This window comes from Blautia sp. LMAG:36, assembly GCF_008680535.1.
In the GTDB taxonomy this organism is placed as follows: domain Bacteria; phylum Bacillota; class Clostridia; order Lachnospirales; family Lachnospiraceae; genus Blautia_A; species Blautia_A fusiformis.
The window spans coordinates 49,176-73,793 of the sequence record NZ_NALB01000007.1 but is presented as its reverse complement, the minus strand read 5'-3'; the positions used below and the strand labels follow the sequence as shown (position 1 = coordinate 73,793).

At 44.0% G+C, this 24,618-nt stretch carries 26 protein-coding genes, 1 tRNA gene and 1 riboswitch; of the genes, 25 read left to right on the top strand and 2 right to left on the bottom strand.

Going from position 1 to position 24,618, the window contains the following annotated elements; all coding sequences use genetic code 11:
• The first annotated feature begins 56 nt into the window (after positions 1-56).
• The 18 genes from CCC17_RS09885 to CCC17_RS09800 all read left to right on the top strand — a co-directional run bounded on the left by CCC17_RS09885 (position 57) and on the right by CCC17_RS09800 (position 17,263).
• Positions 57-431 carry a RidA family protein gene (locus CCC17_RS09885; protein ID WP_015525839.1) on the top strand — a complete coding sequence of 125 codons (375 nt, stop codon included), beginning with the start codon at positions 57-59 and terminating at the stop codon, positions 429-431.
• A gap of 199 nt (positions 432-630) precedes the next feature.
• Positions 631-706: riboswitch (cyclic di-GMP riboswitch) on the top strand.
• A 36-nt stretch (positions 707-742) separates the two neighbouring features.
• Entirely contained in the window at positions 743-886 is a 144-nt protein-coding gene (locus CCC17_RS09880; RefSeq protein ID WP_015525840.1) for a hypothetical protein, read from the top strand.
• 450 nt (positions 887-1,336) lie between these two features.
• Positions 1,337-2,500: a sn-glycerol-1-phosphate dehydrogenase gene (locus tag CCC17_RS09875; protein ID WP_243148555.1), complete on the top strand. Its 1,164-nt coding sequence runs from the start codon at positions 1,337-1,339 to the stop codon at positions 2,498-2,500.
• A 70-nt stretch (positions 2,501-2,570) separates the two neighbouring features.
• The gene (gene ispF / locus CCC17_RS09870; protein WP_044961210.1) at positions 2,571-3,062 is read left to right on the top strand and encodes a 2-C-methyl-D-erythritol 2,4-cyclodiphosphate synthase; all 492 of its coding nucleotides are present in this window, start codon (positions 2,571-2,573) and stop codon (positions 3,060-3,062) included.
• Between the two features lies 1 nt (position 3,063).
• Entirely contained in the window at positions 3,064-4,473 is a 1,410-nt protein-coding gene (gene cysS, locus CCC17_RS09865; RefSeq protein ID WP_021650981.1) for a cysteine--tRNA ligase, read from the top strand.
• Entirely contained in the window at positions 4,458-4,883 is a 426-nt protein-coding gene (locus CCC17_RS09860; protein WP_022426226.1) for a Mini-ribonuclease 3, read from the top strand. Before cysS ends, CCC17_RS09860 begins: the two co-directional genes overlap by 16 nt.
• Positions 4,884-4,893: 10 nt before the next feature.
• A complete protein-coding gene (rlmB, locus tag CCC17_RS09855; protein ID WP_227573913.1) occupies positions 4,894-5,619 on the top strand; it encodes a 23S rRNA (guanosine(2251)-2'-O)-methyltransferase RlmB in 726 nt (241 codons plus the stop codon).
• Positions 5,620-5,655: 36 nt separating this feature from the next.
• The gene (gene sigH, locus CCC17_RS09850) at positions 5,656-6,240 is read left to right on the top strand and encodes an RNA polymerase sporulation sigma factor SigH (RefSeq protein WP_161208969.1); all 585 of its coding nucleotides are present in this window, start codon (positions 5,656-5,658) and stop codon (positions 6,238-6,240) included.
• Between the two features lie 84 nt (positions 6,241-6,324).
• A complete protein-coding gene (locus CCC17_RS09845) occupies positions 6,325-6,678 on the top strand; it encodes a hypothetical protein (RefSeq protein ID WP_015525846.1) in 354 nt (117 codons plus the stop codon).
• Between the two features lie 164 nt (positions 6,679-6,842).
• Positions 6,843-6,915, top strand: a tRNA-Thr gene (locus CCC17_RS09840).
• Positions 6,916-7,029: 114 nt separating this feature from the next.
• Entirely contained in the window at positions 7,030-8,697 is a 1,668-nt protein-coding gene (locus CCC17_RS09835) for a glutamine--tRNA ligase/YqeY domain fusion protein (protein ID WP_015525883.1), read from the top strand.
• Positions 8,698-8,886: 189 nt separating this feature from the next.
• Positions 8,887-9,492, top strand: coding sequence for a Maf family protein (locus CCC17_RS09830; protein WP_022426223.1), 606 nt, complete (start codon positions 8,887-8,889; stop codon positions 9,490-9,492).
• An 8-nt stretch (positions 9,493-9,500) separates the two neighbouring features.
• Positions 9,501-10,166 (top strand): HAD family hydrolase, encoded by a 666-nt coding sequence (locus CCC17_RS09825; protein WP_147603664.1) that lies wholly within the window; start codon positions 9,501-9,503, stop codon positions 10,164-10,166.
• Positions 10,159-10,962, top strand: a complete 804-nt coding sequence (locus tag CCC17_RS09820) for a Cof-type HAD-IIB family hydrolase (protein WP_015525886.1) — start codon at positions 10,159-10,161, stop codon at positions 10,960-10,962. The genes CCC17_RS09825 and CCC17_RS09820 overlap by 8 nt, the downstream gene beginning before the upstream one ends.
• A 1-nt stretch (position 10,963) precedes the next feature.
• Complete coding sequence (locus tag CCC17_RS09815; RefSeq protein WP_015525887.1) at positions 10,964-11,221, top strand: hypothetical protein; 258 nt, start codon at positions 10,964-10,966, stop codon at positions 11,219-11,221.
• A 119-nt stretch (positions 11,222-11,340) separates the two neighbouring features.
• Positions 11,341-14,355, top strand: coding sequence for a hypothetical protein (locus CCC17_RS09810; protein ID WP_287083016.1), 3,015 nt, complete (start codon positions 11,341-11,343; stop codon positions 14,353-14,355).
• 240 nt (positions 14,356-14,595) lie between these two features.
• Entirely contained in the window at positions 14,596-16,650 is a 2,055-nt protein-coding gene (gene htpG, locus CCC17_RS09805; RefSeq protein WP_059085170.1) for a molecular chaperone HtpG, read from the top strand.
• A gap of 280 nt (positions 16,651-16,930) precedes the next feature.
• Positions 16,931-17,263 carry a sporulation initiation factor Spo0A C-terminal domain-containing protein gene (locus CCC17_RS09800; RefSeq protein WP_022426218.1) on the top strand — a complete coding sequence of 111 codons (333 nt, stop codon included), beginning with the start codon at positions 16,931-16,933 and terminating at the stop codon, positions 17,261-17,263.
• Here CCC17_RS09800 and CCC17_RS09795 read toward each other — a convergent pair whose 3' ends face one another.
• Entirely contained in the window at positions 17,264-17,767 is a 504-nt protein-coding gene (locus CCC17_RS09795; RefSeq protein ID WP_022426217.1) for a DUF5721 family protein, read from the bottom strand.
• A 159-nt stretch (positions 17,768-17,926) separates the two neighbouring features.
• On the opposite strand from CCC17_RS09795, the gene CCC17_RS09790 reads away from it, so the two are divergent.
• Positions 17,927-18,766 (top strand): DegV family protein, encoded by an 840-nt coding sequence (locus CCC17_RS09790; protein WP_021650968.1) that lies wholly within the window; start codon positions 17,927-17,929, stop codon positions 18,764-18,766.
• 117 nt (positions 18,767-18,883) lie between these two features.
• Positions 18,884-19,138, top strand: a complete 255-nt coding sequence (locus tag CCC17_RS09785; protein WP_015525893.1) for a hypothetical protein — start codon at positions 18,884-18,886, stop codon at positions 19,136-19,138.
• Positions 19,139-19,282: 144 nt separating this feature from the next.
• On the opposite strand, the gene CCC17_RS09780 is transcribed toward CCC17_RS09785, so the two are convergent.
• Complete coding sequence (locus tag CCC17_RS09780) at positions 19,283-19,483, bottom strand: cold-shock protein (protein WP_015525894.1); 201 nt, start codon at positions 19,481-19,483, stop codon at positions 19,283-19,285.
• 325 nt (positions 19,484-19,808) lie between these two features.
• Between CCC17_RS09780 and CCC17_RS09775 the strand changes: the two genes are divergently transcribed.
• From CCC17_RS09775 to pyrE, 5 genes are all read left to right on the top strand, one after another.
• Entirely contained in the window at positions 19,809-21,107 is a 1,299-nt protein-coding gene (locus CCC17_RS09775; RefSeq protein ID WP_015525895.1) for a dihydroorotase, read from the top strand.
• Positions 21,104-22,030, top strand: coding sequence for an orotidine-5'-phosphate decarboxylase (gene pyrF / locus CCC17_RS09770; RefSeq protein WP_287083015.1), 927 nt, complete (start codon positions 21,104-21,106; stop codon positions 22,028-22,030). The genes CCC17_RS09775 and pyrF overlap by 4 nt, the downstream gene beginning before the upstream one ends.
• Positions 22,031-22,045: 15 nt before the next feature.
• On the top strand, positions 22,046-22,840 hold the full coding sequence (locus tag CCC17_RS09765; RefSeq protein WP_178529108.1) for a dihydroorotate dehydrogenase electron transfer subunit: 795 nt from the start codon (positions 22,046-22,048) through the stop codon (positions 22,838-22,840).
• Positions 22,837-23,742 carry a dihydroorotate dehydrogenase gene (locus tag CCC17_RS09760; RefSeq protein WP_015525898.1) on the top strand — a complete coding sequence of 302 codons (906 nt, stop codon included), beginning with the start codon at positions 22,837-22,839 and terminating at the stop codon, positions 23,740-23,742. The genes CCC17_RS09765 and CCC17_RS09760 overlap by 4 nt, the downstream gene beginning before the upstream one ends.
• 139 nt (positions 23,743-23,881) lie before the next feature.
• Positions 23,882-24,556 (top strand): orotate phosphoribosyltransferase, encoded by a 675-nt coding sequence (pyrE, locus tag CCC17_RS09755; RefSeq protein WP_015525899.1) that lies wholly within the window; start codon positions 23,882-23,884, stop codon positions 24,554-24,556.
• Positions 24,557-24,618 lie beyond the last annotated feature (62 nt).

The following is a 24,618-nucleotide window of genomic DNA, read 5'->3' as shown; positions in this document are numbered from 1 at the left end:
GATGGATATTTCCGCCAGAGAAGTATCCGAAATGTTCATGAAAGGGGAATTCTATTATGAAGACAGTACATACAGACAAAGCACCTGCAGCAATCGGACCATACTCCCAGGCTATCATCCATGGAGATACACTTTACACATCCGGTCAGATCCCAGTGGATCCGGCAACTGGAGAGGTAGTTGGCACAACCATCGAGGAGCAGGCTGACCGTGTTATGAAGAATCTCGGAGCAGTTCTGGAAGCTGCCGGTTCCAGCTATGAGAATGCGATCAAGACAGTATGCTTCCTTGCAGATATGAACGATTTTGCGGCATTTAATGAAGTATATGCCAAATATTTCGTAAATAAACCTGCACGTTCCTGTGTTGCAGTCAAGACACTGCCAAAGAACGTTCTCTGCGAGGTAGAAGTGATCGCAGCGATCGGATGATCTGATAAAAAATCCCTGTTGTCTGATTTCAGTCAGACAGCGGGGATTTTTTTTCGTGGTGATAAAGTATTTTTCTCTGTTTTGGAGCAATCTCTTTTTTGTGTTTTCAGGCGTTAAAACGGTAATGTTTTTTCTTGTGTAAAGTAGAACGCTGTAGTATAATAAAACCAGTTTTTTAGGATACGTATAAAAGCTTAATAAGGATGATCGGCAAACCAGATGAAAGTCTGGGACGCAAAGCTACAGGGCCTGTAAAATGGCAGCCAGTTGCATGAAATGAGGTGCACTGTCTGTGAGACGGTGTTTTTTTTATGATGTTATTCGGTTATGAGCAAGTAGCGAAGCGGATTGCGAATATCTGTTTGACAGACAGTGGGGTTGTAGGTCTGGATGCTGCAAAAGAGTTTTTTGGGCAATTAAAGACTTTAAGTGAAGCAGACGCTGAATGGAAATAAGCGGAGGGGAAGGATGCAGAAGAGCAAGAGTACAGAATGAATTGAAAAAGCTTGAAAATGTAATGTAATAATCAGAGCCACTTCCCTTTATTGTGAGTGGCTTTTTATTATGACAATTTTTGTGACAAACAAAAGAAAATAGACGCAACCAGGCGAAACATTGTTTGGCGTAGAAACACCGGAAATCCTTGAAAATAAAGGATTTTTGCTATATGATGAAACAAGTTGAACTCTATCATTGCGTAATAAAAAAAAATCCTGTATAATACCAAACTGTAATATTGTATCATTCAGCGGACAGAGAAATACGCTGTGAATCATTAAAAGAAGTCAGGAGGACATAAGTACATGCGAGTCGATGCGGACGATTTTGCCCGACCTTGCAGCTGCGGGAGGGAGCACCACATAGACGTTAGAGAAATTGTAATTGAATCAGGAGCTATCGGGAAATTGGAAAAGGAAATGTCAGACGGTGATCTGAAAGAATGTATTTCCCCGCTTCTGATCTGTGACACGAACAGTTACAAAGCTACAGAGGAACTGATGGAGGATATCTATGACCGGTGTCAGGTACTGATCCTGGATGCTGAAGGTCTTGAGGCAGATGAGCGTGCCGTGGAGATCGTGGAGAATTATATGGAAGAGGACATCGATCTTGTTCTTGCAGTTGGAGCGGGGACGATCCATGATCTCAGCCGTTTTGTCGCCCATCAGTACCGGATCCCTTTTGTCTCTGTGCCCACCGCAGCCAGTTCAGACGGATTTACTTCCACAGTAGCAGACATGACCTGGAATGGTGTAAAAAAAGTATTTCAGGCATCTGCGCCACTTTTTGTTTTTGCGGATACGGATATTTTTGCTAAGGCGCCTGCAAGGCTTACAGCAGCCGGGGTGTCAGATATTCTGGGAAAATACATTGCGCTGGCAGACTGGAAGATAGCAAGTATTCTTATGGATGAATACTATTGTACAGCGGTGGCAGACCTGGAAACAAAAGCGATCCGGACTGTTAAGGATAATCTGAAAGAAATTGCAGCAGGAGAGAAAGATGCATGTGAGAAGCTGATGTATGCGCTGATCCTTTCCGGACTGGCCATGCAGATGACAGGAAACTCCAGACCGGCATCCGGGGCGGAGCACCATATGGTCCACCTCTGGGATATGGAAGTGGTCAATGGTCACCTGGATGCTCTTCACGGGGAGAAGGTTTCTGCAGCAACCATGCTGGTCCTTCTGGAATATAAAAAGCTTGCAGATGCTATCCGAAGAGGAGCCTGCAGAGTGCATGCCTTTACAGACGGAGATACAGAACTCCTGCAGGAGACCTTCGGCAGAAAAGGGATTCTTGAAGCACTTGAAAAAGAAAACACCCCGGAACTTCTGGACGATGTAAGCACAGAAACACTTTCCGGTGCACTTCCGGAAATCCTTAAGATCATAGATCTTCTTCCTGCAGTTACAGATATGCAGGAGATGATGAGTATCGTTGGCTGCGTGAGCAGAGTCCGGGATATCGGACTGCCGGGAAAAGCGATCGAGGAGAGTCTCAGACTTGCACCGTATACAAGAAGAAGGCTGAGCCTTCTGAGACTTCGGAAGATGCTCACATACTGAGCAGGAACAGCTCATAAAAGGTTCTTTTGACTTGACATAAATTTCAGGAAAGGCAGTGATGAACGGTTTGATGAGAGTAGGAATGGGATATGATGTACATAAACTGACAGAGGGCAGGAAGCTGATCCTTGGTGGTGTTGATATTCCCTGGGAAAAAGGTCTTTTGGGCCATTCGGATGCGGATGTTCTGATCCATGCGATCATGGATGCACTTCTGGGAGCTGCGGCTCTTGGAGATATCGGAAAGCATTTTCCGGATACAGACCCTGCATATAAGGGAATCTCCAGTGTGAAACTTCTGGTGCATGTTGCCGGATTACTGAAGGAGAATGACTATGCGATCGGAAATATCGATGCCACCATCATCGCTCAGAAACCGAAGATGGCACCACATATTCCGACGATGAGAGAAAATATCGCAGAAGCACTTGGGATTAAAATATCACAGCTGAATATCAAGGCGACCACAGAGGAAGGCCTTGGATTTACAGGACAGGGAGAGGGAATCTCCTCACAGGCGATCTGCTCCCTGTACAGAATCGGGAAATTGGAGGAAGAGTAACATGAAGATTTTTAACACACTGACACGCAGAAAAGAGGAATTTGTACCTCTGGAAGAAGGAAAAGTAAAAATGTATGTCTGCGGACCTACGGTATACAATCTGATCCATATCGGAAATGCCCGCCCTATGATCATTTTTGATACGGTGCGCAGATATATGGAATATAAAGGATATGAAGTAAATTATGTATCCAACTTTACCGATGTAGATGACAAGATCATCAAGAAGGCCATTGAAGAGGGCGTTTCCGCAGAGGAAATCTCTACCCGTTATATCAAAGAGTGCAAGAAGGATATGGCAGATATGAATGTAAAACCTGCTACAACTGCACCTCAGGCTACACAGGAGATCCAGGGCATGATCGACATGATCCAGACTCTTATTGATAAAGGATATGCATATCCGGCAGCTGACGGGACCGTTTATTTCCGTGTAAAGAAATTCAAAGAGTATGGCAAGCTTTCTCATAAGAATCTGGATGATCTCCAGTCAGGATTCCGTTCTCTTAAGGTATCCGGTGAGGATCAGAAGGAAGATCCGTTAGACTTCGTGCTTTGGAAACCAAAGAAAGAGGGCGAGCCGTCCTGGCCATCACCGTGGTGCGACGGACGTCCTGGCTGGCATATTGAGTGCTCTGTTATGTCCAAGAAATATCTCGGAGAAGAGATTGATATCCATGCAGGCGGTGAGGATCTGATCTTCCCGCATCATGAGAATGAGATCGCACAGAGTGAGTGCTGCAATGGTAAGATTTTTGCAAGATACTGGATGCATAATGGTTTCCTGAACATCGACAACCGCAAGATGTCCAAATCTCTCGGAAATTTCCGTACCGTTCGTCAGATCGGTGAACAGTATGATCTTCAGGTTCTCCGTTTCTTTATGCTGAACGCACATTACAGAAGTCCGCTGAACTTCAGCGCAGATCTGATGGAGGCAGCAAAGAACTCTCTGGAGCGTATCCTTGAGGCGGCAGGCAAGCTCAGTGACCGTAAAGACAATGGGGCGGCAGAGAATATTACAGAGGAAGAGCTTGCGCTTCTCAAAGAAGCGGAAGGTTTTGTTACCAAATTTGAAGCTGCCATGGATGATGATTTTAATACTGCAGATGCACTTGCGGCAATTTTTGAGCTTGTAAAATTTGCCAACACAAACGTAGACGAGAACAGCTCAAGGGAGTTTGCCGGTGGCCTTTATGAGGAACTTTTTAAGCTCAGTGATGTGCTGGGACTGAAAATCGAGAAAAAAGAAGAGATTCTTGACAAAGAGATCGAGGATCTGATCCAGGAGCGCCAGGCTGCAAGAAAGGCAAAGGATTTCAAGAGAGCAGATGAGATCCGAGATGAGCTCCTGAAAAAAGGTATCATCCTTAAAGATACAAGAGAAGGTGTGAAATGGCAGAGAGCTTAAAGAAACTGAAAGAGCTGTTTGATCTGAAAGACGCAGACCTTCGGACCTATTCGCCGCTGACGCTGGCCTATATCGGGGATGGCGTTTATGAGCTGGTGATCCGTACTATTCTTGTGAAAAAAGCGAATTGTCCGGTAAATCGTCTCCACAAAAAAGCCAGCAGCCTTGTAAAAGCATCTGCACAGTCGGGTATGATGGAGATCCTCGAACCACTTTTGACAGAAGAAGAAAAAAGTGTATATCGAAGAGGAAGGAATGCGCATTCCGCTACTATGGCCAAACATGCCACCATGGCGGATTACCGGCGTGCCACAGGGTTTGAGGCGCTGATGGGATATCTTTACCTGAAAGAGGATTTTTCAAGGATACTGGAGCTGGTCCATGCAGGACTTGAGAAGGAGGAAGTTTAAATTGACTGAAATGATAGAAGGAAGAAATGCGGTCCTTGAGGCATTTCGTTCCGGTAAATGTGTTGATAAACTGTTTATTCTGGATGGCTGTCAGGACGGACCGGTCCGCACCATCGCAAGAGAAGCCAGAAAACATGACACCATTGTAAAATTTGTTCCAAAGGAACGATTGGATTCCATGAGCGAGACAGGTGCACATCAGGGTGTGATCGCACAGGTTGCGGCTTATGATTATTCTACAGTGGAAGACATCCTGAAAAAAGCAGAAGATAAGGGAGAGCCTCCGTTTATCATTCTTCTTGATAATATTGAGGATCCTCATAATCTGGGAGCTATCATCCGTACCGCAAATCTCGCAGGTGCTCATGGTGTGATCATTCCCAAACACAGAGCAGTAGGACTGACTGCTACGGTTGCCAAGACGTCGGCAGGCGCACTGAATTATACACCGGTTGCCAAGGTTGCTAATCTGGGACAGACTATTGATGAACTGAAAGAAAAAGGCATCTGGTTCGTATGTGCAGATATGGACGGAGAGGTGATGTACCGTCAGAATCTGACAGGACCTATTGGCCTTGTGATCGGAAATGAGGGAAATGGTGTAAGCCGCCTTGTAAAAGAGAAATGTGATTTTACTACCGCGATCCCGATGAAGGGGGATATCGATTCCCTTAACGCTTCTGTAGCAGCAGGGGTGCTTGCTTTTGAGATCGTGAGACAGAGACTGTCAAAATAAATACATCAAATACAGCCATAGCTGTTCGGAGAAAAAATGTGCCGATATAATGAGATGACGGATGAAGTTCTTATCGAAAGACTTCGTGCAGGGGAATCTGCAATTGCAGATTATCTGATGGAAAAGTATAAAGGTCTGGTCAGAAAAAAGGCCCGTGCCATGTTTCTGATAGGTGGGGACACAGATGATCTGATACAGGAGGGGATGATCGGACTGTTTAAGGCAGTCCGTGATTACCAGCCAGACAGGGAGTCGTCTTTTCAGTTTTTTGCAAATATATGTATTGACAGACAGATATATACTGCAATTAAAAGTTCAAACCGCCAGAAACATCAGCCACTGAATACTTATGTGTCTTTAAGCGACGGAGAGGCGGAGGAAAACTTCAGAGATTCCTGTGTGGAGCATGATAATCCGGAATCGATCCTGATCGACCGGGAAAATGTGGCGGCTCTCGAAAATGAAATGAAAAAGAGCCTGAGCCCTCTGGAAAACAGGGTACTGCAGTTGTATCTGGATGGAAATGGATATATGGATATTGCCCGGATCCTTGGAAAAACACCGAAATCCATTGATAATGCACTGCAGAGGATCCGTGGGAAAATTAAAAGCTATTTTTGAGAAGAGTAAATACCTCTTTCCTTTTGAATATAAAAGTATTAAAATAATATTCATAAGGAGCAGAATAAGAAAGGAGACCAAATTATGGCAAAGATCAATAAATATTGGGGACTTGTTGCAGTAGGAGCGCTTACCGCTGCCGCAGCAGGAGCTATCGCAGCACTTGTATCCAGACGATCCGTATGCGAAGAAGACTTTGAGGATGATTTCGAAGATCTTGATGATTTCAAAGATGACGAGAAGAAGGAAGAAAAAGAAGAGAAAGAAGTCTTCCAGGACTGGGACAAGACTGCATCTGAGACTGTAGAAGTTTCCAAAGAGGCAGAGGATGCTAAAGAGGCACCAACAGAAGCAGAAGAGGAAACACCTGCAGATGATGAATCGGAGGCCGAAGCGGAAGAAGAGACAGAAGCAGAAGAGACAAAGACAGAAGAGTAAAAAGAGAATCCTGCGTGCTGTGTCTGTGAGCGACAGCACACAGGATTTTTTGTGCTATAATCATGAAAATATGAATTTTTAAAAAAATAAAAATAATGTATTGACAATATGACAATCATCTGATAATATAAACAACTGTGAGCGGCACAAACGTCGCGAAACAAGCTGCTGTGGCTCAGTCGGTAGAGCGTCGCCTTGGTAAGGCGGAGGTCACGGGTTCGATTCCCGTCAGCAGCTTTTTTTGTGTCTAAAAACAGACAATTTTTTGTTTAGATACAGGTTTTGCGGGTTTCAAAAACTCCGGATTTATGATAAGATAAAACATCAGGATGATATTTAGGAGGGAAAGCAATGGAGAACGAAACAGTTTCCAAAAACTTTATTGAAAATATTATAGACAAAGATCTTGAAGAAGGCGTTTATGACACCGTGCATACACGTTTCCCACCGGAACCTAACGGCTATCTTCATATCGGACATGCGAAATCCATTCTTTTAAATTATGGACTGGCTCAGAAATACAACGGAAAATTCAACCTCCGTTTTGATGATACCAACCCTACAAAGGAGAAATCCGAATTTGTAGAGTCCATCAAGGCTGACGTGAAATGGCTTGGTGCAGACTGGGAAGACAGACTTTTCTTTGCATCTGATTATTTTGATCAGATGTATGAGGCAGCAGTGAAACTTATTAAGAAAGGCAAGGCCTTTGTCTGCGACCTGACTGCAGACCAGATCCGTGAGTACCGAGGAACTCTTACAGAGCCAGGTAAAGAGAGCCCGTACAGAAACCGTACTGTAGAAGAGAATCTTCAGCTTTTTGAAGAGATGCGTGAGGGCAAATACGGAGATGGCGAGAAGGTTCTCCGTGCCAAAATCGATATGGCATCACCGAATATGAACATGCGTGACCCGGTCATTTACCGTGTAGCCCGCATGACACATCACAATACAGGAGATAAATGGTGCATCTATCCGATGTACGACTTCGCTCATCCGATCGAGGATGCCATTGAGGGTGTGACACATTCTATCTGTACTCTGGAGTTTGAGGACCACAGACCGCTTTATGACTGGGTGGTAAAGGAACTGGAATATCCGCACCCACCGAAGCAGATCGAGTTTGCAAAGCTGTACCTGACCAACGTTGTTACAGGTAAACGTTATATCAAGAAGCTTGTTGAGGACGGCATCGTAGATGGATGGGATGATCCGAGACTAGTATCCATCGCCGCACTTCGCCGCCGTGGATTTACACCGGAGTCTATCCGTAAATTTGTAGAACTCTGTGGTGTTTCAAAGGCGAACAGTTCTGTAGATTATGCAATGCTCGAGTACTGCATCCGTGAGGACCTGAAGCTGAAACGTCCGCGTATGATGGCGATTCTTGATCCGATCAAGCTCGTGATCGATAACTATCCGGAAGGACAGGTTGAGTATCTTGAAGCTCCGAATAATATGGAGAATGAGGAGCTTGGAACCAGAAAGATCCCGTTCAGTGGAGAACTTTATATTGAACGTGATGATTTTATGGCAGAGCCTCCTAAGAAATACAAACGTCTTTATATTGGAAATGAAGTTCGTCTTATGAATGCATATTTTGTAACCTGCACAGGTTATGAGGCAGATGACGACGGAACGATCCGTGTAGTCCACTGTACCTATGACCCGGAGACCAAGGGCGGAAATGCACCGGACGGACGTAAGGTAAAAGGAACGATCCACTGGGTGGAAGCATCCAATGCAGGTAAAGTTGAGGTAAGACTTTACGAGAATATCGTAGATGAAGAAAAAGGTGTTTACAATAAAGAAGATGGTTCTCTTAATGTAAATCCGAATTCTCTTACAGTAACAAGTGCTTATGTAGAGCCGGAGCTTCTGAAAGCAAAAGGTTATGACAGCTATCAGTTTGTACGTAACGGTTTCTTCTGCGCAGATATCCATGACTCCAGGGAGGGAGCACCGGTATTTAACCGCATTGTATCTCTGAAGAGCTCTTTCAAATTACCGAAAGCATAAAAACTGTCAAAAAGAATACGAAACATATGACAGCAGTACACCGTGAACAGGTATCAGGGTGTACTGCTTGTTTTGTTTTATCGTCATCAGGAATAAATGGATAAGTACAAAATGCTCCTGCAACGATTTCGGTTGCGCCCATTTACAGAAACGGTTATACTGATAACACAGGAAAGAGAGGAATTACACATGAAGAAAATCGTGCTTGCTTCCGCATCTCCCAGGAGGCGGGAACTTTTAAGCCAGGTAGGAGTCGCCTTTGAAGTGAAGCCTGCCAGCGGGGAAGAACGGATCACCAGTGCAGAGCCTGCGAAAGTGGTGGAGGAACTTTCTCGTCAGAAAGCTATGTTTACGGCATACGCGCTGGAGGAAGAGGAGAACCGAGATCTGAGAGATGTGGTTGTGATCGGTGCAGATACCGTTGTATCTTATGAGGGTAAGATTTTAGGTAAACCGGCAGATGAGACAGCTGCAATAGAGATGCTCGCTATGCTGCAGGGGAATACACATCAGGTATATACCGGTGTAACTTTGCTGATAAGAGAAAAAGGGAGATGGAAAGCTCATACCTTCCATGAGTGCACAGATGTGAGCTTTTATCCGGTGACAGAGGAAGAAATAAAGGAATATGTAAACAGCAAAGACCCAATGGACAAAGCCGGAAGCTATGGGATCCAGGGCGCCTGGGGAGCCTATGTGAAGGGAATCCGTGGTGATTATAACAACGTGGTGGGACTGCCTGTGGCAAGACTGATTTATGAGACAAAAAAACTGGGAATGAACCTGAGAGGATGAAAGAGAAAATGATAAAAGCTTGTATATTTGATCTGGATGGAACAATTGCGGATACACTGGAATCTATGGCATATGTGGCGAATGAGATCATGGAAAAGTTTTCCCTGAAACCACAGCCGGCAGATAATTTTCGTTATTACAGCGGTGAAGGTGCAGATATGCTGATCAGAAGATGCCTGATCGATGCAGGAGATCCGGAGCTGGTACACTACGAAGAAGTCAGGGAACTTTATCGCAGGAAATTTGATGAAGATCCGCTGTATAAAGTTGTGCCATATAAAGATATGCCGGAAACCCTTCAGAAGCTGAAACATGCAGGCCTTAAGATGGCTGTATGCTCCAATAAGCCTCATGTTGCGGCACAGAAAGTGGTAAAGGCGATCTATGGCGATCTGTTTGATGAGGTGATGGGACAGCAGGAAGGGATCCGCAGAAAGCCGGCACCGGATGGTCCGCTGAAGATTGCAGAAGATTTCGGCGTAAAGCCGGAAGAATGTATGTATATCGGAGATACAAAGACAGATATGCAGACAGGAAGTGCTGCTGGAATGTATACCGTTGGTGCACTATGGGGATTCCGTGACAGAGAAGAGCTTGAAAATAACGGTGCAGATATTGTAGCAGCTGTACCTGGTGATCTGTTTACTATTTATGAGGAGAAGCAGCATGATTAAGATGGTTGCCAGCGATCTGGATGGAACGCTGCTTATCGGTGGAAGACAGACGCTGCCGGAAGAGATCTTTCCGCTGGTAAAGGAACTGAAAAAAATGGGAATCCTCTTTGTGGCAGCCAGTGGCAGACAGTATGCCAATATGAGGAATCTTTTTGCGCCGGTAAAGGACGAGATGGCATTTATCAGTGAAAATGGCGGGCTCGCTGTCCAGAATGAGAAGCTTCTGTACTGCGACAGCTTTGACAAAGAACTGGTCAGAGAGATCATTCAGGTAATATGGGAAAAGCCCGGAGCGGAATTTTCCTGTTCTACAAAGGATTTTTATTATATCATGCCCAAGACAGAACATTATCGCCATCTGATGATCGAAGAAGTAAAAAATCAGTGTAAGATCATAAAGAGTTTTGATGAGATCACAGAGCCTTGTATGAAGGTTGCAGTTTATGAGAGAGAAGGAATGACGGAGGAATCCATCCAGTACTGGAGAGAACGGTTCAAAGACAGATGTACTGTTGTGACATCCGGATTTGCGTGGGTGGATTTTGTTCCATTTACCACGAACAAAGCAAAAGGGATCCGTAAATACCAGGAACTTTTGGGAATCGGACCGGATGAATGCATGGCGTTCGGGGATGAATACAATGATATTGAAATGATGAAATCTGTAAAATACAGCTTTGCCATGAAGCATGCGAAGCCAGGGGTAAAGGCGGCGGCTTTCTACGAGACAGAGAAGGTGGAACCAGTACTTCGCAGACTGATCGCGGCGGGCGGAGATATAAAGGAGGTACTTTAATATGTACAAGAAAGAATATGTCCAGACATTTCTGGAAAAACAGGGTCAGCTTTTTGATGAGCCGGTAGCAGAGGATTTTGAGGAGGCAGAGGAATTTCTAGAGGATTGCATGGCAGTTGTGCTGGATTCCCTGAAGGATGTTAAAAAATATCTGGATGGAATGGGCGCAGATGTGGAGGGGATTTCCCTGAAGGAGCTGGAAGAAGAAAGCGAAGTATTTAAACTCCCGGACGGAAAATATATGATCGTAGAAGGCTGACGGAAAGCAGGGATTACACCTCTGAAAATTAAATATGATAAACTTGCATCAGCAAAAGAAAGCCCTGCGTAGAAAGGGTAAATGTGGGGAAAATAAAATGATGTAAAGGAGGATGGGATATGAAAAAAAGCAGAGTGCTGGCAGTCGTCATGGCTGTGCTTATGATGGTAACGCTGCTTCCATCGATGGTATTTGCCACTGCAGTTCCATCTGGAACTCTTGATGGAAAGTTGAAGGTCAAAGGAACACTTGCGATCGGGTCTACTTTAAGTGCAGATTACTCAAAGGTCAAGCCGGAGGGGATCACAGATGATAATGTGAGTTTTTCCTGGTCATTAAAGGACGGAGACCTTCTTACAGAGGTAGGAACTGACAAGACTTATAAAATCGATGAAAAAGATCTGGGTCTTCCGATCGTTCTGAAGATTACCGGAAAAGAAGAGACGGGAGTTAGTGGTGAGCTTACGGTGACGACCCAGGAGGTTTCCGAAACAGAGGAGGAAGCCAAAGCACTGGCAGAAAAGAAAAAGGAAGAAGCCAAAGCAGCAGGAGAAGATCCGGATGCGGAGGAAAGTGAAGCTTCGGCAGCTTCGGAGTCTTCAGAGAACACGCCGGATACAGAAGCTGGAATGTCAGAGGAGCCTGATAGTGCTCAGCCTGAGGAAACCATAGAGCCGGCAGAAGAAACGGAGTCAGCGGATGTGCAGGAGAATACAGATGTACAGGAAAATACAGATGCACAGGAACCTGCAGATACCCAGGAGCCTGCTGAAAACTCTGTTATAGAAGTAAACGGAGAACAGTCAGGGCCTCAGAATACCGATGAGGCAGATACATCTGGAGATAGTCAGACAGAGACACCGGATTCCGCAGATACAGCAGCAGACGCTTCTGAAAAAAATGAGGAACCGACATATTCGGCATCTGCATACACGGAAGATGGAAGTGGAATTCTGGATTTTGGTTCCGTGGAAGAAGGATATACGGAAATTCCGGAAGCACAGATGGTTACTATCAAAAATAACGGAACCGGCGATCTTAATTTTAAAGAGATCGCCCCGGAGAATTTCATGGCTGCGGATATTAATGATGCGCCATTAAAGAGTGGTGAAAGTGTTACTGTGTGGGTAAAACCACGAGAAGGTCTGAAGGCTGGGGAATACAAAGATCTGATCACGTATCAGACAGAAGAAGGTGCCGATGTCTTCTTTGAAGCGGACTTTACAGTAAAAGAACCGGAAAATAAAAAAGCCGAAGATAATGAAAATAATGAGCAGACAGATCCCGGGGAAACATCGGACCCTGCAGCGGAAAAAATATACAAGCTAACTGCGGATCCGACAGAACTGCCTTTTGATGATCTGACTGCCGGTTATGAAAAGGTAGAAACAACAAGTACAGTCACGATCAAAAACGAAGGTACAGAAGCTGTGACGTTAGTACAGCCTGAGTCGGAGTTTTTTGATATTGCGCCGGTCAGTGAAGTGGAGAGTAGCGGAAATATCCAGTTGGCGCAGGGAGGAGAGCAGACCTTTACCGTACAGCCTAAGCTTGGACTCTCTGCAAAAGATGATCCATACGTGGAAGAGCTTGTATTTGCTTCTGATGAAAGCACGGAAGCATCTGCTACAGTGACGGCTTCGGTTATGGTAAAGACAGAAACACCAAAAACAGTTACTGCAACAGTGAAACCGGAAGGTCCTCTGAAGTTTGGAACACTGGAACAGGGCTATGAGACTGCGCCGGATGCACAGCCTGTAACCGTAGAGAATACAGGTACAGAGGCTATCCGGATCCAGCTTTCTGCTCCGGAGGATTATGAGGTGGGAGAGCCTTCTGCGGAAGTGCTCAATCCCGGAGATAAGGCGGCAACCTTTACCGTACAGCCCAAGACCGGTCTTCAGGTCGGAGATCACAGCGATACGATTTCTGTGACAGATCAGAATACCGGAAACACACTGGCTGAAGTCCGGCTGGAATTTACAGTTTCGGAGCCGGAACCGGAACCGGAACCCAATCCCGGTCTTTCGGTAACAGATAGTCTGGAGTTTGGAACCAAAGAGGAAGGCTATAAGGAACTTCCTGATGCGAAGAAAGTTACAGTTACCAACACCGGAAATACAAAGATCGTTCTGAAACAGCCTTCATCAAATGCATATACAATTGGTACACTTTCCGCCACAGAGCTGGAAGCAGGAGATAATGCAACCTTTAGCGTACAGCCGGTCAGCGGACTTTCACAGGGGGAATATCTGGAAGACATTGTGATCGCCAATGATGCAAATGTGGAAGCTTATGTAAATGTCCATTTCAGTGTTACAAAGAAAAAAACAGATAACGGTAAGAAGGCGAATAACCTTACAGGCATCAAAAAGCCATCCGATATCAAAGATCTACCCAATGGAACCCAGAAAACCCAGAAAGCCCTGAAGCTTCCGGGAACAGTAAAGATCACTACAACAAAGGGAGAGCAGAAGGCATCTGTTAAATGGGATGTTAAGGGATCTTCTTATGATCCGTCTTCTGCAGAACGTCAGATATTTAATGTAAAAGGTACCGTCATTCTTCCGGAGGGGGTTAAGAATCCCAACAAGATCAGTACAGTGATCGCAGTAAGTATTACAGTAAATGGATATCAGGGCACGGAAGCCGCTGCATCGGACAATAAGATCACAGGCATTGATTCCAATGGCAAGTATGATACCAATACAAAGATCACCTTTACAGCAGCTGGTGCAGGAATGGATAATACAAACCCGCGTAAGGGAGATACCAGATATCAGCCGAAGAGCTGGAAGATCACAGAGACCCGTACCTGGGATGGAGAGCCTTATACTGCAACATTCCGTGTCAGCAAGCCGGGAAAATATACTCTGAAAGTTACCTTTGGACAGCAGAAATACGACGGCTCCAGCTGGAAGGATACCGGTACACAGTCAGAAAGTACGGTTACTTTTACGGTATCACAGGCAGCAGTTCTTACTGCGACTCCGAGTCCGGCAGTGACACAGACAAATCAGAAATCTGCAGTGCAGACGGGAGACAGTACACCGATCATGACATTTGTGATCATTTTGATCGTGGCTGTGGTATGTATTGGAGGAATCCTTGTATATCGTAGAAAGAAAAAATAAGAACAGAATGTAGAAGATAGTTTTACAGCACCCTCCGTACAAAAAATGTACGGAGGGATTTTTTTGCACATAGAGATCCGTTTTACATGCTGTTACTAGCACTCTATAATGATGAGTGCTAAATTTTTCTTGACTTTTGTAAAAAGTCGTATTAGTATATATTTATTGAAAAAAACAACAGGTTTCCGGCTCTGTCGGAACATCAGAAATAAAAATAAAAACAAAAGGAGAGTGACATATATGTCAGCAAAACATGGCAGTTTATCAATCAACAGTGAAAATATTTTTCCGATTATCAAGAAATGGTTATATTCCGACCATGATATTTTTGTAAGAGAGATGATCTCCAACGGATGCGATGCGATCACCAAACTGAGAAAGCTGGAAGTTATGGGAGATTATACATTCCCGGAAGGTTACAAACCGGCTGTAAATGTTATCGTTGATCCGGATCAGAAAACTTTGAAGTTTATCGATAACGGTATTGGTATGACAGCAGATGAAGTAGAGGAATATATCACACAGATCGCTTTTTCCGGTGCCACAGAGTTTCTTGAGAAATATAAGGATAAAACAACGGATGATCAGATGATCGGTCATTTCGGACTTGGATTTTATTCTGCATTTATGGTTGCAGATGAAGTTCATATTGATACTCTCTCTTACAAGGAGGGTTCCACACCGGTACATTGGACCTGTGACGGTGGTACGGAGTATGAGATGGCAGACGGAAACAAAACAGAACCGGGAACAGAGATCACTCTTTTCCTCAATGAGGAAAGCCTGGAGTTTGCCAATGAATATCGTATGAGAGAGGTTATCGAGAAATACTGTTCTTTCATGCCGGTAAATATCTATCTTTCCAAAGCAAATGCTGAACAGGAGTATGAAACGATCGATGAGGCAGATCTCCGTGAAGATGATGTGGTAGTTGAGCATATCCATGAGGATGCCAAGACAGAGGAAAAGGAGAATGATAAAGGCGAGAAAGAAGTTGTGGAAGTTTCTCCTGCCAAAGATAAAGTAAAGATCAATAAACGGCCGGTATCCTTAAGCGATACACAGCCGCTCTGGATGAAACACCCAAATGAGTGCACGGATGAAGAGTATAAAGAATTTTACCGTAAGGTATTTATGGATTACAAGGAACCGCTGTTCTGGATCCATCTGAACATGGACTATCCGTTCAACCTGAAGGGTATCCTGTATTTCCCGAAGATCAGGACAGAGTATGATTCCATTGAGGGAACCATCAAGCTTTATAATAATCAGGTATTTATTGCAGATAACATCAAAGAGGTGATCCCGGAATTCCTTCTTCTTCTGAAAGGTGTGATCGACTGCCCGGATCTTCCATTGAATGTTTCCCGTTCTGCACTGCAGAATGATGGTTTTGTGAAAAAGATTTCTGAATACATCACCAAGAAAGTAGCAGATAAGCTCACCGGAATGTGCAAGACAGACAGAGAGTCTTATGAGAAGTACTGGGATGATATCAGCCCGTTTATCAAATTTGGTTGCATCAAGGATGCGAAATTTGGTGAGAAGATGAACGATTATATCCTCTTTAAGAATCTGGATGGCAAATATCTTACCCTGAAAGACTGCATTGAGGAAAATAAAAAAGAAGAAACAAAAGCAGCTGAAGAGGAGAAGACAGAGGAGAAAGCTTCTGAAGGATCCCAGAATGAGGAACCGGAAAAAACGGTGATCTATTATGTGACCGATGAGGTACAGCAGAGCCAGTACATTAATATGTTCCGTGAAGCGGGTAAAGATGCTGTACTGCTGAAGCATGTGATCGATTCACAGTTTATTTCCCATCTTGAACAGCAGGATCAGACGATCCAGTTCAAGAGAATTGATGCAGATCTGACAGAAGAGCTTCGTGAAGACGGAAAAGCGGATGAAGCAACAGTCAAGACACTTACTGAGGTGTTCCGTAAGAATCTTGGCAAGGATAAACTTGAAGTAAAAGTAGAGAAGCTGAAAAATGAGGGAACTGCAGCGATGATCACTCTTCCTGAGGAGAGTCGCCGTATGCAGGATATGATGAAAATGTACAATATGTACGGAATGGATCCGAATATGTTCGGTGGTCAGGAAGTACTTGTACTGAACGCAAATCATCCTCTTGTAAGATTTATAGCAGAAAATCAGGGATCAGAGTATGTTCCGGTGATCTGTGAACAGCTTTATGATCTTGCAATGATGAGCCATAAACAGCTTTCTCCTGAAGAAATGACAAAATTTGTAAAGAGAAGCAACGATATCCTTATGGTCCTTACAAAATAAAACGACATATAAAATGATCGAAAGGCTTTGCCCGTAATGGGGCGAAGCCTTTGCTTTTTTTATAACAATATGTGTATCTTTAACACAATTATAGGAATTTTAAATAAAATAATAGCTATTAAATAAAAATAACCTGTAAAATATGACTAAAAATTTAAATTAGTATCTAATATGTATAAAATAAATTTTCAGAAGAAAGCGAAAAATATAGATAACTGTCGTATTATACATAAGGGAGTGCTTTTAAAAAGAGAAAAAAATGAAATGGAGGAACAAATGTATGAAAAAGGTGTATGGATTGATCAGAAGACTTGGTGCAAATTCGAAATACAAAGGATATTTTTTCGTTGCGGAAGCGGTAAAGATTTCCATGGGGTATCAGTATAAACCATTGCGGATCACAAAGGACATTTATCCATGCCTGGCGCGGAAGTACAGATCAACACCTACCAATATTGAGCATGATATCAGAACAATGGTAAATGTGTGTTGGGAAGGAAATAAAAAACTGCTGGATGAGATTGCAGGATATCCTCTGGAATACAAGCCTACCAACAGTGAATTTATTGATATGCTTGCGTATTACCTGAGGGAAATAGAAGAAGAGAATTGACTATAGCCTTTCAAAAAGAATCTGATTCCTGGACAGAAAGCTCAGGATCATATCATCCCAGAGCTGCTCTGGGCGTTTATCCATAGAGAATGTTTTAAGAGAGGTTCCGGTAGTACAAAGAAGGCTGTTATTTTTAAATTGAAGATTTAAGAATAGTCCGTCTATCTGTTCGGAGGAAATTCCGAAATCTGTATTTCTCATTGCAGCTTCAACTCCACTCCGACTTAAATGCAGCACGATCCTGAAGCTTAAGGGCGTACGCTTACCGCGGATCACAGACCAGCAGAAAGGTCTGATGTCCTTCCAGAGAGAATGTGTCCGGCCGTGCTCTGTGAGTCTGTTCATGCTGTCTGTATCAAAAAAATCTTTCTGAAGCCTGCCATCAATGGTAAAAGTATTAAAAGTAGTCACAGTCGCTTCGGACAGACAGAATTTGTCAAATACTTCTCCTATAAAAAGTTTGTTTGTGAAATCCCGGATATCTGTGATCTTTAATGCAAGCATGCCGCACTTCCTTTCTTTTATGTGATCGCGTGTAGACATTATATCTCAGATAAAGAAAAAAGGACAGACTTTTTAAAAAACTCTTTTCAAATATCTGTTTATGTGATACGATAGATGTGGTATTGAATACTACATATAATGGAAAAGAGGACGATATAATTGAGCTATAAGATTGCGATAGATAGCTGTGGGGAGCTTTTAGATGAATGGAAAAATGACGGCAGGATTGAATCCATACCACTGACGCTGACAGTGGGCGGTGAGAATATTATAGATGATGAGAATTTCGATCAGAAAGATTTTTTAAAGAAGGTTGCGGCCTGCCCGGAATGCCCCAAGTCTGCATGCCCTTCTCCGGAACGCTATATGAAGGCATATGAGTGTGATGCGGAACACATTTATGCGGTGACGCTATCGGCAGAATTGAGTGGTTCCTATAACAGTGCGATTCTTGGAAAAAACCTGTTCCTGGAAGAGCAGCCGGAGAAAAAGGTTCATGTATTTAATTCCAAATCTGCATCCGGTGGTCAGAGTCTGATTGCCATGAAGATCGTGGAGTGTGAAGAAAAGGGACTTTCTTTTGAAGAAGTAGTAAGTGAAGTAGAGAAATATATTGAAGAGATGAACACATTTTTTGTGTTGGAGAATCTGGAAACTCTGCGCAAGAACGGACGTTTGGGCAGAGTGAAAGCTCTGGTGGCCAGTGCACTGAAGATCAAGCCGGTTATGGGAGCTACTCCGGAAGGAACGATCTGTCAGCTGGATCAGGCCAGAGGCATGAATAAAGCAATCGTAAAAATGGTGGATCACATTGGAGAGAAGGGGATCAACATCCCGGAAAAGACAGTTGCCATCACTCATTGCAACTGTCCGGAAAGAGCGAAGATGCTGGAGGAGGCTATCCGTGAGAAACTGCACCCAGCAAAGATCGTAGTTATGGATACTGCCGGTGTCAGCAGTATGTATGCCAACGATGGTGGCGTTATCGTAGCAGTCTGATCAGAGAAAATCTCCAGTTCAGAAAATTATCACATTTCTTCAGGGAGTTGCCGCTTTTCTTTTGAAAACAAGTGTGCTATAATGAACGAAGTACTGAAGCGGCAAAGGAGAAAGACAATGAGCCAGAAGAAAGTTGACAAATATAAAAACAACAAATACTCGCGAAACAGTGCCCTGAAGAAGGAACGCGCAGAATTTGTACTTGAGATGGCGGCATGGATCCTCATCGCGGTTCTGCTTGTAGGCTGGATCGGATATTCCGCATATGCCAAGATCCAGGCGAAGGAAGCCAGTGTGAAGGTGGATACTGTGATGGATACTTCTGCATTGACAGATTATATTTCCGGATTATCTTCAGACAGTGCGGAATAGAAAACACATATGAAATGATGGGTTCCCGGGATGTGTTGAAGCATCCCGGGGATTTTTATATACAGGATAAATACAATGCAATAAAAAACGGGTCTGCCATAAAGCAGCCCCGTTTTGACTTATACGTTTTTTATGGTTATAGAATTATAACTTTGTAACGTTAGCAGCCTGCATTCCGCGAGCGCCCTCTGTTAAGTCGTAGGATACAGCCTGTCCTTCTTCAAGAGATTTGAAGCCTTCACCGTTGATAGCGGAGAAGTGTACGAATACATCCTGTCCGTCCTCACCTGTGATAAAACCATAACCTTTTTCTGCGTTGAACCATTTTACAGTTCCCTTGTTCATTTTGTGTTACCTCCATAAAAATAAAAAAAATTAAAATAGCCTTCTGATGATAATAAAAAATCACCAGATTTTACAGACTATATTCATGTAAATATAATCTCTAAAAACTAGTGATTTTACATTAAATATTTTGCCATGCTCTGATTATATAACCCGTGTTTTGAAATGTCAAGGAGAAAATTCCAACAATTCCGGGGTGTAAAAAGAGGCGAAATTGCTTTGTAAAAAAAATCTTTATAAATAGAGAGATTTCGTGTATGATATAGGAGAATACAAGCGGATTGAAGGATCTGCTTTGAAAATACAGGATGAGAGGAGAACAGAAATGGGGATTCTGATTCGAGGAGGCCGGATCGTGGATGCGGCTACAGATACGGATAAAACAGGCGATATTTATCTGGAAGACGGAATCATTGCGGAAATAGGCCAGAAGCTGAAAAAGAAAGACGGCGACCGTGTGATCGATGCGAAAGGAAAGCTGGTCATGCCGGGAATTATCGACCTTCATGTCCATTTTCGTGATCCGGGCCAGACACATAAGGAAGATATCAAGAGTGGTGCTGCTGCGGCAGCACGTGGTGGTGTGACAACTGTAGTTGCTATGCCAAATACAACTCCCACTATTGATAATCCGGACCGGGTAAACTATGTACATAACAAGGCGGCGCAGGTTTCCGGTATTCATGTACTTCAGGCAGGTGCAGCCACTATGGGAGAGAAAGGTACTGAACTTGCAGATATTGCCGGAATGGTGAAAGCAGGGATCCCGGCAGTATCCGAGGATGGAAAATCTGTGATGAATACAGCACTTTGTAAAGAAGCAATGAGGATCGCAGCAGAATGTGGCGTGCCGTTTTTTGACCATTGTGAAGATATCGATCTGCGTGGAGATGGATGCATGAATGAGGATGAGAACGCCAAAAGACTGGGGCTTCCCGGAATCTGCAATGCAGTGGAAGATACCATTACAGCCAGAGATATCATTCTGGCGCTGGAGACAGGAGTCCATCTTCATCTCTGCCACTGTTCCACTTATGGGGATGCCCAGATGATGAAGATCGTAAAAGAGAAAGGATACGACAATATCACAGCTGAAGTATGCCCGCACCATTTTATCCTTTCATCCGATGATATTAAAACAGATGACCCGAATTACAAGATGAATCCGCCGCTCCGTACACCGAAGGATGTGGAAGCACTGAAACAGGGCCTGAAGGACGGTACCATCGAGGTGATCAGCACGGACCATGCACCGCACAGTGCACAGGAAAAAACAGGTTCTATGAAGAATGCACCATTTGGGATCGTAGGTCTGGAAACAAGCCTTCCGCTCACCTATACAGAGCTGGTGGAAAAAGATGTGATCACACTGAAACAGATGGTTGAGAAGATGTGCCTGAATCCGGCGAAAATCCTCGGGCTTGACAGAGGAACTCTCCAGAAAGGCCATCCGGCAGATGTGATCATCGTGGATACGGAGCAGGAGTATGCTATCGATAAAAATAAATTTGTTTCTAAAGGACATAACACACCGTTTGATGGCTGGAAAGTAAAGGGAAAAGTGCTTTATACCATCTGTGACGGAAAAATTGTATTTAATAACCAGGAGGAGAAAGAATCATGATTAACAAACTGATCAGCAATATCCGCAAAACAAATGCACCAATCGTTGTAGGACTGGATCCTATGCTGAATTATATTCCGGAGCATATCCAGAAAAAGGCTTTTGCAGAGTTTGGGGAGACTCTGGAGGGCGCTGCAGAAGCAATCTGGCAGTATAACAAAGGAATCGTGGATGCGACCTTTGATCTGATCCCGGCAGTGAAACCACAGATCGCCATGTATGAGCAGTTTGGTATCCCGGGACTGATCGCATACAAGAAAACGGTTGAGTATTGTAAATCCAAAGATCTGGTTGTGATCGGTGATATCAAAAGAGGTGATATCGGTTCCACATCTGCAGCATATGCAGTTGGTCACTTGGGACAGGCTCAGGTAGGCTCAAAAAAATATGCAGGTTTTGATGAGGATTTTGCAACAGTCAATCCATACCTTGGTTCTGATGGTGTGAAACCCTTTATGGATGTATGCAAGGAAGAGAAAAAGGGTATCTTTGTTCTGGTCAAAACTTCCAATCCATCAAGTGGTGAGTTCCAGGATCGTGTCATCGACGGTCGCCCGCTCTATGAGCTGGTAGGTGAGAAGGTTGCACAGTGGGGCGAAGAGCTTATGGGTGATGGATATAGTTATGTTGGTGCTGTTGTAGGTGCGACCTATCCGGAAATGGGAAAGGTATTAAGAAAGATCATGCCGAAGACATTTATCCTTGTTCCCGGATATGGTGCTCAGGGTGGAAAAGGCGCAGATCTTGTCCATTTCTTTAATGAGGACGGACTTGGTGCTATCGTAAACTCTTCCAGAGGAATCATCGCTGCATATAAGCAGGAGAAATATAAAGAGTTTGGCGCTGAAAATTACGCAGATGCTTCCAGAGCGGCAGTAAAAGATATGATCGCGGATATCAGCGGTGCGCTGGAGAACAGATAATACAGGAGGCATTTTATGAGTATATCAGAAAGTAAAAAAACAAAAAAGCCCTGTAAGATACTCAGCCAGGAATGTATTGGTACAGATATTTACAGTATGTGGCTGGATGCAGGTGAGATTGGAAAAAATGCAGTGCCGGGACAGTTTGTATCACTTTACAGCCGCAATGGCGGTAAGCTTCTGCCAAGACCCATCAGTCTCTGTGAGATCGATAAAGCAGAAGGAAAACTGAGACTGGTATATCGCGTTACAGGAAAAGGAACCGGTACGGAGGAATTTTCCAGACTTCATGCAGGGGTCCCCATTGAGACTATGGGACCTCTGGGAAATGGTTTTCCGCTGGATGCAGTAAAAGGCAAAAAAGTGTTTCTCATGGGTGGAGGAATCGGAATCCCGCCAATGCTGGAAACTGCTAAACAGCTGGACGCAGAAAAGATCATGGTTCTCGGATACAGAGATGAGCTGTTTTTAAATAAGGAATTTGAAGCTTATGGAGATGTCTATGTGGCAACAGAAGACGGCTCTGCAGGAACAAAGGGAAATGTTATGGATGCCATCCGTGAGAACGATCTTGAGGCAGATGCGATCTTTGCCTGCGGACCTGCCCCGATGCTCCGTGCCATCAAGGCATATGCCCTTGAAAAAGGAATTCCGTGCTGGATCTCCATGGAAGAGCGTATGGCCTGTGGCGTAGGCGCGTGTCTTGCCTGTGTGTGCAAATCCAAAGATGTGGATTCTCATTCTCATGTCCATAACAAGAGAGTATGTAAAGACGGACCTGTATTCCTGAGCACGGAGGTAGAGCTATGAGCAGAATGAATGTAAATCTTGCCGGCGTAGAACTTAAGAATCCGGTGATGACAGCGTCCGGAACATTTGGTTCCGGAGCGGAATACAGTGAATTTGTGGATCTGAACAGACTTGGCGCAGTTGTGACAAAAGGTGTGGCAAATGTACCGTGGCCGGGAAATCCTACACCGAGAGTGACAGAGACAGCATCCGGAATGCTCAATGCCATTGGTCTTCAGAATCCGGGGATTGATGTTTTCTGTGAAAGAGATATTCCGTTCCTTAAAAAATATGATACAAAGATCATCGTCAATGTCTGTGGAAAATCTGCAAAGGATTACTGTGAGGTTGTAGAACGCCTTGGAAATGAGCCTGTGGATATGCTGGAGATTAATGTTTCCTGCCCGAATGTCAAGGAAGGCGGAATTGCCTTCGGTCAGAATCCGAAAGCTCTTGAAGAGATCACAAAAGAAGTAAAGAAATATGCAAAACAGCCGGTGATCATGAAGCTGAGCCCAAATGTAACCGATATTACCGAGATGGCGAAAGCAGCAGAAGCTGGCGGCGCAGATGTTCTTTCTCTTATCAATACCCTGACAGGAATGAAGATCGATATCAACAGACGTACATTTGCACTGGCAAATAAAACTGGTGGAATGTCCGGTCCTGCAGTAAAACCGGTAGCTGTCCGTATGGTATATCAGGTGGCAAATGCAGTATCCCTTCCTATCATCGGTATGGGGGGAATTGCAACTGCTGAGGATGCCCTGGAATTTATTATGGCAGGTGCTACTGCAGTGTCTGTGGGAACTGCAAACTTTTTTAACCCTTATGCCACTGTGGAGATCGCAGATGGTATTCAGGCATTTCTTGAAAAACAGAAAGTGGAAGACATCAATGAGCTGATCGGAGTAGTGAAATAACGGAGGATTGCCGTATTTGCAATTCTGTTGTTCATATGTTAGAATTAACAGGATAAATAAAGGGATTTTACACTGGGATTGTAACAGAGTGTGGATCCTGGGTTTGTCGTATATATGAAAAACATGGAGGATTAGATAAATGGAACAGTATAAGCAGGAATTTATTGAATTTATGATTGACTGTAATGTCCTGAAATTTGGAGATTTTACTACGAAATCAGGAAGAAAGACACCATTTTTTGTAAATACAGGATTTTACCGTACCGGTGCGCAGCTTCGCAAGCTGGGACAGTATTATGCAAAAGCGATAGAAAGCAAATTCGGACTGGATTTTGATGTGCTGTTTGGACCGGCATACAAAGGAATTCCGCTTTCTGTAGCAGCAACTATGGAAATCAGTGAAATGTACGGAAAGGATATCCGTTACTGTTCCAACCGTAAGGAAGTGAAAGACCACGGAGATAAAGGAATTCTTCTTGGTAGCCCGATCCAGGATGGGGATAAGGTAGTGATCATTGAGGATGTTACGACTGCAGGAACATCCATTAAAGAAACACTTCCGATCATCAAAGCGCAGGGAGATGTAAATCCGATAGGTCTTGTGGTTTCTGTTGACCGTATGGAACGTGGCCAGGGAACAAAGAGTGCGCTCAAAGAGATCGAGGAAACCTACGGCCTTCAGACTACAGCTATTGTAACTATGGCGGAGGTTGTTGAGCATCTCTACAACAAAGAATACAAAGGCCGTGTTGTGATCGATGATAAGCTGAAAGCTGCCATTGATGCATATTATGACCAGTACGGCGCAGAATAATATTGTTATAAAAGGTCATAAAAGAGCGGCGGATTCCGAAGGTCCGCTTTTACTGGGAGGAC